The sequence below is a fragment of the Cellulomonas chengniuliangii genome, assembly GCF_024508335.1.
Taxonomy (GTDB): domain Bacteria; phylum Actinomycetota; class Actinomycetes; order Actinomycetales; family Cellulomonadaceae; genus Cellulomonas_A; species Cellulomonas_A chengniuliangii.
This window is the reverse complement of the sequence record NZ_CP101988.1, coordinates 564,009-577,197: the sequence shown is the minus strand read 5'-3', so window position 1 is coordinate 577,197 and position 13,189 is coordinate 564,009. Positions and strand designations below refer to the sequence as shown.

The window sequence follows — 13,189 nt, the reverse complement described above, 5'->3', positions numbered from 1 at the left end:
CGGGAAGGTCCTCGTCGGGCTGGGGAAGGGGCGTCTCGCTCACCCGGCGATCCTACTGGCGGCTGCTGTGCGTCCCGTCGGCCCTCTCGTCGAGGTCGAGCGCGAGGTCCAGGATCGGCGACGAGTGCGTCAGCGCGCCCACCGACAGGTAGTCGACCCCGGTGCCCGCCACCTCGGCGGCGCGGTCGAGGGTGAGGTTGCCCGTCGCCTCGAGCTCGATCCGTCCCGCCTCGCCCTCGCGGGCGCGCACCGCCTCCACGACCTCCCGCAGCACCGGCGCCGGCATGTTGTCGAGCAGCAGGAACCGGGCTCCCGCCTCGACGGCCTCGAGGGCCTGCGCGAGCGTGTCCGCCTCGACCTGGATCGGCACGTCCGGGAAGCGCTCGCGCACCGCGCGCACGGCGGCGGCGACCGAGCCCGTCGCGACGACGTGGTTGTCCTTGACCATCGCCACGTCGTGGAGGCCCATGCGCTTGTTCGTGCCGCCCCCGCAGCGCACCGCGTACTTCTCGAGCTCGCGCAGGCCGGGCGTGGTCTTGCGGGTGTCGAGCACGAGTGCGCCGGTGCCCGCCAGCGCGTCCGCCCAGCGGCGCGTGTGGGTCGCGACCCCGGAGGCGCGCGAGGCCAGGTTCAGCAGGGTCCGCTCGGCGATCAGCAGCGCCTGGACCGGCCCGCTGAGCACCGCGAGCACGTCGCCGCGCTCGACCCGCGCGCCGTCGACCACCCGCAGCTCGCAGGTCGCGGGAGCCAGCCCGAGGCGGGTCGTGACCTGGTCGAGGACCTCCTGGACCATGACGAGCCCGGCGACGACGCCCGGCTCGCGCGCCACCAGGCGACCCGCGCCCAGCTCGTCGGCCGGGACGGTGGCCTGCGTGGTGACGTCCCGGCCGGGCGCCGCTCCCAGGTCCTCGTCGAGCGCGACGGACACCGTGCGGCGGGCCCAGCCGAGGTCGAGCGGGCGGCCCTGGGGCGCCACAGTGGTCGAGGACGAGGCGGGGGCGGAGGAGGTCACGGGGCAACGCTAACGCCGCGCGGCCCCGTCCCCGCCCGATGGCATGCTGGCGCCACGAGACCGACGAAGGAGCTTGTCGTGGACGAGATCGACACCACCCGGCTGCACGCGTTGCTGGAGCATGACCCGAGCACCCCCGTGGTGGACGTCCGCGAGGACCACGAGTACGCCCACGGCCACATCCCCGGCGCTGTCTCGGTGCCGCTGTCAGAGCTCGTCGCGCGGCACGCCGAGATCGGCGCCCTGCCCGGGACGGTCTACCTGGTGTGCGAGGTGGGCGGGCGCTCCGGGCAGGCGGCGGCGTGGCTCGAGGGCCAGGGGTACGACGTGGTGAACGTCGCCGGCGGCACGAGCGCGTGGCGCCACGCGGGCCTGCCCCTCGAGTAGCCCGTCAGCCCACGCCCGGGATGGGCGCCGGGGTGACCTCGAGCGTCCCGGAGGCGTCCAGCCTGGCCTCGAGGCGCAGGCGCCACCGGTCGTCGGGCGCCGGGTGGTCCGTCCGGAAGTGGCCGCCGCGGCTCTCGGTGCGCGCCAGCGACACGGCCGTGAGCACCGACGCGACCTGGTGCACGTTCGTCGTCTCCCACTCGGCGGCCTGCGGGTCCGCCACCGCGCCCGCGCCCGACTCGGCATGCGCGTCGGTGCGGACCTTCGCCAGGACCTCCGCCGCGGCACGCAGGCCCTCGGCTGACCGCAGCACGCCCGGGCCGTCGGACGCGACCCGCTGGATGCGTGATCGGGTCGCCGCGGCCACCAAGGCCGCCGCGCCTGGCCGCTCGACCGGCTCCGCCTGCGTCAGCCCGCCCGCCCCGACACGCTCGGCGATGTCGCGCGCGGCCCGGTGCGCGAACACGAGCCCTTCCAGCAGGGAGTTCGAGGCCAGGCGGTTGGCGCCGTGCACGCCGGTGCAGGCCGCCTCGCCCGCCGCGTACAGGCCGCGCACCGACGTGCGGCCGACCAGGTCCGTGACCACGCCACCCGAGTGGTAGTGCTGGGCGGGCGCCACCGGCACCAGGTCGGTGGTCAGGTCGATGCCGTGCTCGAGGAGGCGCTCGTGGATCGTGGGGAACCGCGTCCGCAGGAAGTCCGCGCCCAGGTGCCGCGCGTCGAGCAGCACGTGGTCGGAGGAGGTGGCCGCCGCCTGCCGCACGATCGCGTGCGCGACGACGTCCCGGGGGGCCAGCTCGGCCATGGGGTGCACCGCGGGCATGAAGCGTGCGCCGTCGGTGTCGAGCAGCAGCGCGCCCTCGCCGCGGACAGCCTCCGAGATCAGGGTGAGCTGGCCCTTCACGTTCGCCCCGAGCCACAGCACCGTCGGGTGGAACTGGACGAACTCCACGTCGCCCAGCACGGCCCCCGCCCGCAGCGCGGCGGCCATCCCGTCGCCCGTCGCCTGGGCCGGGTTGGTCGAGGACCGGAACACCTGGCCGATCCCGCCCGTCGCGAGCACCACCGCGGGAGCCAGCGCGGCGCCCACGCCGTCGCGCGAGCCCTCCCCGATGACGTGCAAGGTCACGCCGCACGCGGCTCCCGGCTGCCCGTCCGGGCCGGGCGGCCCGGTGAGCACGTCGAGCACCAGGGCGTGCTCGACGACCTCGATGCCCGGGTCGTCCCGCACCGCCTCGAGCTGGGCGACGAGCGCCCGGGAGACCTCGGCGCCCGTGGCGTCGCCGCCCGCGTGCACGATGCGGTCGGCGTGGTGGCCTCCCTCCCGGGTCAGCGCGATCTCGCCGTCCGGGGCCAGGTCGAACAGGGCGCCCCTGCGGACCAGCTCGCGCACCCGGGCCGGGCCCTCGGTGACCAGCACCTCGACCGCGGCCGGGTCGCACAGGCCGCCGCCCGCCACGAGCGTGTCCTCCAGGTGCGCGGACGTGGAGTCGGCCGGGTCGAGCACCGCGGCGATGCCGCCCTGCGCCCACACCGTCGATCCCGACACGAGCTGCCCTTTGGTGACGAGCAGCACGTGCGGCACCCGGGTGCGCAGCTCGAGGGCCGCGGTCAGGCCCGCGATGCCCGAGCCCACCACGATGGCGTCCGCACGGATCGTCCAGCCGGGCGCGGGCGCCGCGAGGCGGGCGGCCAGGCGGACACCGGGCAGGTCGCCGGCGCGCGCGTCAGCCGGAACGGCCTGATCGGCCGAGGTGTGCGGGAGGGTCGAGGCGAGGGGCGCCGGGGTCACCTGCTCGCGCCCTGGACGAGCCCGCGGCCCTCCGTGAAGGGCACGCCGCTGGGCTCGAGGCCGGACTCCTCCGTCCACGCCGCCGGGACCTGCCCGGGGTCGTCGCCGGTGTCGATGATGCGGTTCTCCGCGTCCACCAGCACCACGTGCGGCTCGTAGGTGCGCGCCTCCGCGTCGGAGAGCATCCCGTACGCGATGAGGATCACCACGTCGCCCGGGTGGACCAGGTGCGCGGCCGCGCCGTTGATGCAGATCTGGCCGGAGCCGCTCTCCCCCGCGATCGCGTAGGTGGTCAACCGGGCCCCGTTGGTCACGTCGACCACGTCCACCTGCTGGCCGGGCAGGAGGTCGGCGGCCGCCAGCAGGTCGGCGTCGACAGTGATCGAGCCGACGTAGTGCAGGTCAGCCTGCGTCACCGTCGCACGGTGGATCTTGCCGATCATCATCGGCCGCTGCAGCGTGGTCATGCCTCTCCTTGGTGTGCGCCGGCGTGCGCCGCCGAGGCCGGGAACGGCCCCTCGGAACGGCGCGCGGCGGCGGCGCCCGGCAGCGACGGGTCCGCGGACCCGCCCAGCTCGAGCGTCGTGTTGTCGATGAGCCGGACGCCGCCCACCCGCGCGGCGAGGGCCAGCACGGCCTCGCCCCGGTGGTCGGCCGCGACGTCGGCGAAGGTGCGGGGGTCGACCAGCGCGACGTAGTCCACGTCGAGGCCGGCCTCGACGAGGGCCTCGCGGGCGCCCGACCTCACCTGGTCGGCGCGGGCGCCCGCCCGGGCGTCCTGGGCCGCGGCGCGCAACGCGCGGGACAGTGCCAGCGCGCGCTCGCGCTCCTCGGGCGAGAGGTACGCGTTGCGCGACGACAGGGCCAGCCCTTCAACGTCGCGCTGCGTCGGGACACTGCGCACCTGCACGGGGACGTCGAGGTCGCGGACCATCTGGCGCACCGCCGCGAGCTGCTGCGCGTCCTTCTGGCCGAACAGCGCGACGTCCGGCCGGGTCAGGTGCATGAGCTTGAGCACGACCGTGAGCACGCCGTCCAGGTGCCCGGGCCGTGAGGCGCCTTCCAGCACCTCGCCGATCACGCCCGCCGTCACTCGCACCACCGGGTCGCCGTCGGGGTACATCACGTCGGGGGTGGGCGCGAAGACGACGTCGCCCGAGTCCAGCAGGCCGGGCCCGCTCAACGTCGCCAGGTCGCCCTCGAGGTCGCGTGGGTACCGGTCGAGGTCCTCCCCGGGGCCGAACTGCAACGGGTTGACGAAGATCGAGACCACCACCTGGGCTGCCGCGCGCTTCGCCTCCCGCACCAGCTCGACGTGCCCCGCGTGCAGCGCGCCCATCGTCATCACCACGGCGCGGGCTCCCGCGGAGCCGCCCCGAGGCAGGGCCGCGGCGAGCTCCTCACGGGTGCGGGCCAGCGTGGGGCCCCCCGCGTGGTTGAGCGGGCTCATGCGTCGTCCTCCTGAGGGTGTTCCGGGTCCTGCGGGTCGATCAGGCCCTCGGGTGGGGCCGAGGCGTCACGATTCTCCCCCTCGTGCAACGCGCCCGGCCGCTCGGGCATGCCCGGCTCGGCCAGGGCGTCGAGCACATCGCGCGCGGCGTCCTCGCGCAGCTGCCCAGCGGCGAGGGCGCGCTGGGCGGCGGATCGGGCGAGCACACGGTAGCTGGCGGCGATGTCCACGGCCCCCGTCCGCGCCCCGAGATCGGCGAGCACCTCGCCGTGGTCCCGCACGGTGCCCGCGTCCCCGCGCCGCACCGGGCCGGTCAGCGCCGTCACCGCCCCCGCGCCCCGCAGCGCCAGGGGGTCGTCGCCAGCAGGCAGGTCGCGCCGCTCCCCCGACAGGTCGTCGTGCCCGAGGCCCGAGGCCGCGGCCGACTCGGCCCGCAGGGCGCCGTCGAGCGCGGCGCCCAGCAACGGCGCGAGCACCCGGCCCGGGTCGTCGACCCCGGCGGCGGCGAGCGCCTGGCCGGCCTGCGCGACGAGCACCACCAGGTGGTTCGCGCCGTGCGCGAGGGCCGCGTGGTACAGCGCGCGGTCCTCCTCCGCGATGATCACCGGCTCCCCGCCGATCTCCACGACGAGCGCCTGCCCGATGGGCAGCACCGGGCCCGGCGCCGTGACTGCGAACGTGGTGCCCTCGAGCCGGGACAGGTCCAGCGAGGTGCCGGTGAAGGTCATGGCCGGGTGGATGGCGAGCGGGATCACGCCAGCCGCCCGGGCCGGGGCGAGCACCTCGATGCCGTGCCGACCGGAGGTGTGCGCGACGATCTGGCCGGGCTGCCACGCCCCCAGGTCGGCGAGGCCGCTGACGAGCCCTGCGAGCGCGTCGTCCGGCACGGCGATCAGCACGAGCTCGGAGCGGCGCACCACCTCGGGGACGTCGACCACCGGGACGCCCGGCAGCAGCAGCTCGGCGCGGTCCCGCGACTCGGCGGAGATGGCGCTCACCGCGACCACCGGGTGCCCTGCCGCGCGCAGCGCGCTGCCCAGCACGGCGCCCACGTGCCCGGCGCCGATCACCCCCACACCCAGCCGGCCAGGCCGGCGGGACGGGTCGTTCCCCGTGCTCACGCGTCCTCCGTCCGACGCATCCACTGCTCGGGCGCGGCCGTCTTGCGCGCCGTGCGAGCCCGGTCAGACTGCTCCTCGAGCAGTCGCGCCGCGACTGCCTGGTCGAGGTGGTCCACCGACGGGGTCACCGGCCCCGGGGTCGAGTGGACGACGATCGAGGCCACCCGCAGGCGCCGCTGGAGCGGCCCCTGGCGCAGCGTGAGCGACTGGGTCCGCTCATGGGGGACCACGACCAGCCTGCGCACGAGCCGCCCCGAGCGGACCAGCAGCGCCCGGTCGGTGACCAGCACCCCGCGCCGCCGCCAGGCGAGCAGGTCGAGCCAGCGGGCGCGCTCGGGCACCGTGGTGAAGCCGAGCGCGTCTCCCGAGCCGGACAGCCCGGCCTCGACGACGGCACGCGGGTCCGGGGTGCCCAGGTCCGGCAGCACCAGCCACAGCGCCAGCACCGCCTCGTCGCGGGTGCCCACCGGCAGCAGCACGTTCGCGGTGGCGTGGTCGGAGTCGCTCGAGCCGCTGTAGCCCGCGACGTTCATGTCGACGCGCCACCAGTCGCGGCCCCGCCACAGCGGCCCCTGGGTGATCGACAGCGCCTGCACGCGGCCCGGCGGGACCGTCTGGGCGCGCGCCTCGGTGAGGCCGTGGCGCAGCCGGATGCCGTCCGGCGAGATGGCCGCCCGGAAGTTCGCGCCGCGGTTGAACTGGGACCAGAAGTAGCCGGCGAATCCCAGCAGGCCCGGCAGCAGCACGAACGCCGGCCCGATGTCCCGGGCGACCACCGAGGTCACGATGATCGCGACGACCATGACCAGCAGGCCGACGGTCGCAGAGGACCGCAGCGTGGCGACGATGAGCCGCCCCATCGGCACCTCGAACAGAGGCTGCTCGGGAGCGGCCGGGGCGGGTGTCCCGTCCTCCTCCTGGTGCACGCCGGCGGCGCGGGCCAGCAGCTCGGCGCGCAGCGACTCCGCCTCGGCCTCGCGCAAGAACGCCAGGGAAACCCCGGAGCCGGATCCGCCCGCGACCTCGAGCCGCAGCTCGGAGAGCCCGGTGAGCCGGGCCAGCAGCGGCTGCACCACGTCGACGGCCTGCAACCGGTCCAGGCGCGCCTGCCGCTGCTGGCGGAACAGCACGCCCTGCTGCAGGTGCACCGCGTCATCCGTCACGGCGAACCGGGTGACCCGCCACGCGAGGGCCGAGTACCCGAAGCCGACCACCACGATCCCCGCCACGATCAGGCCGACGATGCGCCACTCCCCGCCCTCGATGAGCTCCGCGGCGCGGCGCAGGTCGTCGCCGAACTGGTAGCTCGCGACGACCAGCACGCCGACCAGCACCTTCCAGCCCTTGATGGCCGGCGTGATGGGGTGCATCCGCCGCCACACGGTGGGATCGGCTGCCGGCGGAGCCTCCGGTGCGATGCTCACAGCCCTGCCAGCCTCGCCTCGCCGCGGGACGCGAGGCGGTCGCGCAGGCGGGCGGCCTCCTCCGGCGGTAGGCCGTCGATCGTGGCATTCGTGTTGGGCGCCGCCGTGTGCAGCTGCACCGACGCGATCTTGAACTTGCGGGCCAGCGGCCCCGCGGTCACGTCGACGTACTGCATGCGGCCGTAGGGCACCACGACGAGCGAGCGCAGCAGGATCCCGCGGCGGATCAGCAGGTCGTCGGCGCGCTCGGCGTAGGCCAGCGCGCGGACCTGGCGCGGGATGAGCAGCGCCGCCCACACCCCGCACAGCAGCACGACCCCCGGCAGCGCCCACAGCCAGGCCACCCCGATCAGGGCAGCGGGCACCACCGTGGCCACCAGGGCGATGCCCACGGTGATCCCGGCGGAGGTGAGGCGGGCCGTCGCCAGGCGCCGTGACACAGGCGTCCAGCTCACGTCGGACGGGTCGAACGGCCCCGGCGCGGCCAGCGCGGCGCCACCGTGCTCAGGTGCGGTCATGGCCCTATCCTTCCACCGCGCGGCCGGGCCGTGGGCGGGGGCGCCCGGGACTCAGCCGGCGACGGGCCCCGGGTTGTGGTCGCGGCGCCGGGCGGCGTCCTCCCCGTCTTCGGGAGGAACCTGGCAGAACCACTCCACGATCAGCCCCACCACCGCGAGCACCAGGGCGCCCAGGGCGGCCAGCGCCGCGGCGCCCGCCCGACCGCGCTGCGAGGCGATGTCCAGGTCGCCCGCCACGATCAGCACCTGGGCCAGGTACCAGCCGGTGAGGAGCGCCCCGGTGTAGCACGACGCCTTCGCGAGCACCGCGGTGCGGGCGGCCCGGATGGGGTCCAAGGTCGGTCGCTTGCCGCGCAAGAACTGGCGCACCGACCAGCCCATCACGAACACCACGGCGGCGATGACCACCTCGACCACCATGACCAGCCACGGCACCTGCGGCGGCGACACTCGGCGGCTGTCGAGCAGGACCAGCAGCAGCCAGCCCGCCGAGGTCGTCACGAGGGCGATGAGCAGCAGGGTCTGCCAGCGGGTGCGCTGCATCAGGCCCGCCAGTCGCCCGCGGGATGCTGCCCGTGATGGACCTCGCCCACCGGGCCGTGCTGGCCCGGCTCCAGGTCCGGCTCGGGCTGCGGCGCGGGCACCGGCGCCGTGAGCCAGTCCAGGGCCAGCCAGCGGATGCCCTCCCGGTCGGGGGCGGTCGCCGCGAGCACGGCCACCGGGCCCCCGCCGAGCCCGGGCAGCACCGCGTCAGGGTCGAGCTGCGCCCAGGGCTGCAGCACGAACGCGCGCTCGTGGGCCCGGGGGTGCGGCAGCTCGAGGTCGTCGGTGACGGCCAGCGTCGAGCCGACCACGATGAGGTCGATGTCGAGCGTGCGGGGCCCCCACCGCTCGGCCCGCTCGCGGCCGTGCGCCTGCTCGATCGCCTGCGTCGCGCGCAGCAGCGCCCGCGGGGCCAGCGTCGTCCGGGCCAGCACCACCGCGTTGAGGTAGTCGGGCTGCTCCGGGCCGCCGACCGCCGCGGTGCGGGCCAGCGGGGAGACGTCCACGAGCTCGAGGCCCGGGACCCGCGCCAGGTCGCTGACGGCGGCCCGCAGCGTCTCCTGCGCGGCGCCCTGGTTCGCGCCGAGGGCCAGCACCACGTCCACCGGCTGGGCCGGCGCCACGTCGAGGGCGTCCTGCGGCTCGGGCTCGACGGGGCCTGCGGCGGGCGCGGGCCCTTCCAGGACCCCGTGCCAGTCGGGGCGCGCCAGCGGCTCCGCGGCGGGCGTGGGCGCGGGGACGCGGGCGGCCGGAGGCCCGGACGGCGTCGCGACCAGCGGGAACGCGGCCGTCGAGGTCGGCGGGGCCGGAGCGGGCGCCGGGGCGGCGGCCTCGACCGGGGGCCGGTAGGGCTCCGCCGCCGGCAGCTTCGTGCGATCCCGGTGGATTGTCACGACCACGTCGTCGAACGGCACGGTGATCGGCGCCTGGGGCTTGTGCACCGAGACGTCGACGGCCACCGCCTGCTGGAAGGCGAGCACCGTGGCCGCGATCCGCTCGGCCACGGTCTCGACGAGGTCCGCCGGCTCGCCGGCCAGGACGGCGGCCACCTGCTCCGCGAGGACGCCGTAGTGCAAGGTGTGCGCGAGGTCGTCGCCCGCGGCGGCGCGCCGGGTGTCGAGGTGCACCACCACGTCGGCGACGAACCGCTGCCCCTCCCGGCGCTCATGCTCGAACACGCCGTGATACCCGGTCGCCGCGATGCCGACCAGGCGGATCTGGTCGAGCGGCCGCCCCGAGGAGTCGAGGGTGACCCCGCCCGCCCACGGTGCGCCGCCTCCCGCCGCCTGACTGCCCGCCTCGGTGCTCACGGCGTGTCCTCTCTCGTCATCGTGATGGGCGATCCGCCAGCGCCGGACCGCCATGCCGCAGCGACCCGGACCGCGTCCGCTGAGCCTGCCACCTCGTGCACCCGGACGCACCATGCCCCTGCCTGCGCAGCCAGGGCGGACACCGCCGCGGTGGCGCCGTCCCGGGCGAGCGGCGGCGCCGGCTCGCCATCCGCCCCCGCCAGCAGATGGCCCAGGAACCGTTTGCGCGAGGCGCCCACGAGCACCGGGAAGCCGTCTGCGACGAGCTCGGGCAACCGCGCCAGGAGCGGCCAGTTGCTGCTGCCGGCCTTCGCGAAGCCGAGGCCAGGGTCCAGCACCACCTGCTCGTCGTGCACCCCCGCGGCGCGCAGGGCCGCGACCCGCTCGGCGAGCTCGCGGCGCACATCGGCCACGACGTCGTCGTAGCGGTCGTTGTCGTCCATCACGTCGGCGTGCCCGCGCCAGTGCATCGCCACGTAGACGGCGCCGGTCCGTGCCACCGTCGCGTGCATGTCGGGATCGGCGAGCCCGCCGGAGACGTCGTTGATGATCTGCGCCCCCGCGGCGACGGCCTCGCGGGCCACGACGGCCCGCGTCGTGTCGACGCTCACCACGGCGCCCCGCCGGGTGAGGTCCTCGACGACGGGCAGCACGCGCACCAGCTCCTCGTCAACCGGCACCCGACGGGCGCCGGGACGGGTGGACTCGCCGCCGACGTCCAGCACGTCGGCTCCCTGGCCGATCAGCGTCATGCCGTGCGCCACCGCGGCGCCGGGCTTGAACCACCGGCCGCCGTCCGAGAACGAGTCCGGCGTGACGTTGACGACGCCCATCACCAGCGTGCGGTCGAGCCGCGCCAGATGGTCCGGGAGGGGTTGGGGCCGTGTGCCGGTGCTCACGCCCATGAGCCTAGGGGGTCCGTCAGTGCCGCAGGACGAGGCTCATGGCCTCGGCACGGGTGGCCACCTCGCGCATCTGGCCGCGCACCGCGGACGTCACCGTGCGCGATCCAGGCTTGCGGACCCCGCGCATCGACATGCACAGGTGCTCGCACTCGATCACGACCAGCACACCGGCGGGCGCCAGGAACTCCACGAGCGCGTCGGCGATCTGCGTGGTGAGCCGCTCCTGCACCTGGGGCCGGCGCGCGTAGACGTCCACGAGTCGCGCCAGCTTCGACAGCCCGGTGATGCGGCCCTCGGGCCCGGGGATGTACCCGATGTGCGCCACCCCGTGGAACGGCACCAGGTGGTGCTCGCACGTCGAGTACACCTCGATGTCCTTGACCAGCACGAGCTCCTCGTGGCCCAGGTCGAACGTGGTGGTGAGCACGTCCTCGGCGTCCTGGCGGAGGCCGGCGAAGGTCTCCGCGTAGGAGCGGGCCACCCGGGCAGGGGTGTCCTTGAGGCCCTCGCGGTCCGGGTCCTCGCCGACCGCGATCAGCAGCTCGCGGATCGCGGCCTCGACCCGTGGCGCGTCGTACGCGCCGATCACCGGCTCAGTCCTGGCCATAGGGATTCGGGGCGTCCGCGGGCGGGACCTCCACCGAGATCTGCGCGGGGTGCTCGGGCTTCGCGGCGGCGGCCTCGTCCTGCGGGACGACCTCGCCGTTCTGCTCGGCGCGCTCGGCGGGGGTGAGCACGGGCGGAACGTCCGAGACGGCCCGCTCCTCGCTCGACAGCCACACCTCGCGCGGCTCGCGCTTGACCACCGGGGCGAAGATCTCGGCGAGCTGCTCCTGGTTGAGGGTCTCCTTCTCGAGGAGCTCGAGCACCAGGCGGTCCAGCACGTCGCGGTACTGCACCAGCACAGACCACGCCTCGTCGTGCGCGGCCTCGATGAGCCGGCGCACCTCGATGTCGACGGTCGCCGCGACCGACTCGGAGTAGTCCCGGCCGTGGCCCATGTCGCGGCCCATGAAGACCTCGCCGGACTGCTGGCCGAGCTGGATGGCCCCGAGCTTCTCGCTCATGCCGTACTGCGTGACCATCTTGCGGGCCACGGCGGTGGCCTTCTCGATGTCGTTGCTGGCGCCGGTGGTCGGGTCGTGGAACACGAGCTCCTCGGCGACGCGGCCGCCCATGGCGTAGGCGAGCTGGTCGAGCAGCTCGTTGCGCGTGGTCGAGTACTTGTCCTCGGTGGGCATCACCATCGTGTAGCCCAGCGCGCGGCCGCGCGGCAGGATCGTCACCTTCGTGACGGGGTCCGTGTACCGCAGGGCGGCGGCGACGAGGGCGTGGCCGCCCTCGTGGTACGCGGTGATCTTCTGCTCCTTGACCTTCATGATGCGGGTCCGCTTCTGCGGTCCTGCGATCACGCGGTCGATCGCCTCGTCGAGGGTGTGGTCGTCGATGATCTCGCCGTTGGTGCGGGCGGTCAGCAGCGCGGCCTCGTTGAGCACGTTGGCCAGGTCGGCGCCTGTGAAGCCGGGCGTGCGGCGTGCCACGGCGCCGAGGTCCACGTTGGGCGCCATCGGCTTGCCCTGGGCGTGCACCGTGAGGATGCGCTCGCGCCCCTTCATGTCCGGCGGGTCCACGGCGACCTGGCGGTCGAACCGGCCCGGGCGCAGCAGCGCCGGGTCGAGGATGTCCGGCCGGTTGGTCGCCGCGATGAGGATGACGTTCGCGTTGACGTCGAAGCCGTCCATCTCGACGAGCATCTGGTTGAGCGTCTGCTCGCGCTCGTCGTGGCCGCCGCCCATGCCGGCGCCGCGGTGGCGGCCGACGGCGTCGATCTCGTCGATGAAGATGATCGCGGGGGCGTTCTGCTTCGCCTGGTCGAACAGGTCGCGGACACGGCTCGCGCCGACGCCCACGAACATCTCGACGAAGTCCGACCCGGAGATCGAGTAGAACGGCACACCAGCCTCACCGGCGACGGCGCGGGCCAGCAGCGTCTTGCCGGTGCCGGGCGGGCCGTACAGCAGCACGCCCTTGGGGATCTTCGCGCCCACCGCCTGGAACTTCGCGGGCTCGGCGAGGAACTCCTTGATCTCCTGGAGCTCCTCGACGGCCTCGTCGACGCCGGCGACGTCGGCGAAGGTCACCTGGGGCGACTCCTTGCTGACGAGCTTGGCCTTCGACTTGCCGAAGCTCATGACGCGCGAGCCGCCGCCCTGGGCGTTCGACATGAGGAACCAGAAGATGCCCAGGATGATGATGAACGGGAGCACCAGGCTCAGCAGGCTCGTCCACCACGACGTCTGCGGGACGTCGGAGTTGTAGCCGCCGGACGGGTTCGCCTCGGCGATCGCGTCGACGACCGTCTCGCCCTGGGGCGTGACGTAGAAGAACTCGACGTTCTTGCCGAGGTTCGTCCCGTCGTCGGCGACAAAGTCGTCGGTGAGCGTCAGGTCGACCTTCTGGGCTCCCTCGGTGACCTGGGCCTGCTCGACCTTGTCGTCGCGGATGAGCTCGAGGCCCGTGGACGTGTCGATGCGCTGCACGCCCGAACCGGTGAGCGCGCTGGCGCCGATCCAGAGCATGACGACGGCGAGCACGATCCACAGTGCGGGGCCACGGGTGAGGCGCTTGAGATTCATGGGCGGGGCGAGTCCCCTCATCCCTCCGGTCGCAAGGCTAGGTCGGGTTCGGCTTGAAAACTACACGCTGCAACTGAGAAGGACGGCCCCT

At 74.8% G+C, this 13,189-nt stretch carries 13 protein-coding genes; 1 reads left to right on the top strand and 12 read right to left on the bottom strand.

Translation table 11 applies throughout. The features are described 5' to 3' along the window. Positions 1–52 precede the first annotated feature (52 nt). Positions 53–976 (bottom strand): carboxylating nicotinate-nucleotide diphosphorylase, encoded by a 924-nt coding sequence (nadC, locus tag NP064_RS02735; RefSeq protein ID WP_227568088.1) that lies wholly within the window; start codon positions 974–976, stop codon positions 53–55. A 114-nt stretch (positions 977–1,090) separates the two neighbouring features. On the opposite strand from nadC, the gene NP064_RS02730 reads away from it, so the two are divergent. Further along, positions 1,091–1,399: a rhodanese-like domain-containing protein gene (locus tag NP064_RS02730; RefSeq protein WP_227568047.1), complete on the top strand. Its 309-nt coding sequence runs from the start codon at positions 1,091–1,093 to the stop codon at positions 1,397–1,399. A 4-nt stretch (positions 1,400–1,403) separates the two neighbouring features. Here NP064_RS02730 and NP064_RS02725 read toward each other — a convergent pair whose 3' ends face one another. The 11 genes from NP064_RS02725 to ftsH all read right to left on the bottom strand — a co-directional run bounded on the left by NP064_RS02725 (position 1,404) and on the right by ftsH (position 13,098). Continuing rightward, complete coding sequence (locus NP064_RS02725) at positions 1,404–3,110, bottom strand: L-aspartate oxidase (RefSeq protein WP_227568089.1); 1,707 nt, start codon at positions 3,108–3,110, stop codon at positions 1,404–1,406. A 77-nt stretch (positions 3,111–3,187) separates the two neighbouring features. Further along, complete coding sequence (gene panD / locus NP064_RS02720; RefSeq protein ID WP_227568048.1) at positions 3,188–3,658, bottom strand: aspartate 1-decarboxylase; 471 nt, start codon at positions 3,656–3,658, stop codon at positions 3,188–3,190. Beyond that, a complete protein-coding gene (panC, locus tag NP064_RS02715; protein WP_227568049.1) occupies positions 3,655–4,641 on the bottom strand; it encodes a pantoate--beta-alanine ligase in 987 nt (328 codons plus the stop codon). The genes panD and panC overlap by 4 nt, the downstream gene beginning before the upstream one ends. Further along, a complete protein-coding gene (locus tag NP064_RS02710) occupies positions 4,638–5,762 on the bottom strand; it encodes a Rossmann-like and DUF2520 domain-containing protein (RefSeq protein ID WP_227568050.1) in 1,125 nt (374 codons plus the stop codon). Before NP064_RS02710 ends, panC begins: the two co-directional genes overlap by 4 nt. After that, positions 5,759–7,186, bottom strand: coding sequence for a PH domain-containing protein (locus tag NP064_RS02705; RefSeq protein WP_227568051.1), 1,428 nt, complete (start codon positions 7,184–7,186; stop codon positions 5,759–5,761). The genes NP064_RS02710 and NP064_RS02705 overlap by 4 nt, the downstream gene beginning before the upstream one ends. Then, the gene (locus NP064_RS02700) at positions 7,183–7,704 is read right to left on the bottom strand and encodes a PH domain-containing protein (RefSeq protein WP_227568052.1); all 522 of its coding nucleotides are present in this window, start codon (positions 7,702–7,704) and stop codon (positions 7,183–7,185) included. The genes NP064_RS02705 and NP064_RS02700 overlap by 4 nt, the downstream gene beginning before the upstream one ends. A gap of 51 nt (positions 7,705–7,755) precedes the next feature. Then, positions 7,756–8,247, bottom strand: a complete 492-nt coding sequence (locus NP064_RS02695; RefSeq protein WP_227568053.1) for a DUF3180 domain-containing protein — start codon at positions 8,245–8,247, stop codon at positions 7,756–7,758. After that, a complete protein-coding gene (gene folK / locus NP064_RS02690; RefSeq protein ID WP_227568054.1) occupies positions 8,247–9,557 on the bottom strand; it encodes a 2-amino-4-hydroxy-6-hydroxymethyldihydropteridine diphosphokinase in 1,311 nt (436 codons plus the stop codon). The genes NP064_RS02695 and folK overlap by 1 nt, the downstream gene beginning before the upstream one ends. Next, positions 9,554–10,462, bottom strand: a complete 909-nt coding sequence (folP, locus tag NP064_RS02685) for a dihydropteroate synthase (protein ID WP_431355872.1) — start codon at positions 10,460–10,462, stop codon at positions 9,554–9,556. Before folP ends, folK begins: the two co-directional genes overlap by 4 nt. Before the next feature lie 16 nt (positions 10,463–10,478). Then, the gene (gene folE / locus NP064_RS02680; protein WP_227568055.1) at positions 10,479–11,069 is read right to left on the bottom strand and encodes a GTP cyclohydrolase I FolE; all 591 of its coding nucleotides are present in this window, start codon (positions 11,067–11,069) and stop codon (positions 10,479–10,481) included. Next, the gene (gene ftsH, locus NP064_RS02675) at positions 11,056–13,098 is read right to left on the bottom strand and encodes an ATP-dependent zinc metalloprotease FtsH (RefSeq protein ID WP_227568091.1); all 2,043 of its coding nucleotides are present in this window, start codon (positions 13,096–13,098) and stop codon (positions 11,056–11,058) included. The genes folE and ftsH overlap by 14 nt, the downstream gene beginning before the upstream one ends. Positions 13,099–13,189: the final 91 nt, after the last annotated feature.

What these genes read in the sequence shown, in the direction of transcription:
- NP064_RS02700 (WP_227568052.1), bottom strand. Translation starts at nt 7,704, where the DNA reads ATGACCGCACCTGAGCACGGTGGCGCCGCGCTGGCCGCGCCGGGGCCG.
- folE (WP_227568055.1), bottom strand. Translation starts at nt 11,069, where the DNA reads ATGGCCAGGACTGAGCCGGTGATCGGCGCGTACGACGCGCCACGGGTC.
- NP064_RS02695 (WP_227568053.1), bottom strand. Translation starts at nt 8,247, where the DNA reads ATGCAGCGCACCCGCTGGCAGACCCTGCTGCTCATCGCCCTCGTGACG.
- folP (WP_431355872.1), bottom strand. Translation starts at nt 10,462, where the DNA reads ATGGGCGTGAGCACCGGCACACGGCCCCAACCCCTCCCGGACCATCTG.
- ftsH (WP_227568091.1), bottom strand. Translation starts at nt 13,098, where the DNA reads ATGAATCTCAAGCGCCTCACCCGTGGCCCCGCACTGTGGATCGTGCTC.
- panC (WP_227568049.1), bottom strand. Translation starts at nt 4,641, where the DNA reads ATGAGCCCGCTCAACCACGCGGGGGGCCCCACGCTGGCCCGCACCCGT.
- panD (WP_227568048.1), bottom strand. Translation starts at nt 3,658, where the DNA reads ATGACCACGCTGCAGCGGCCGATGATGATCGGCAAGATCCACCGTGCG.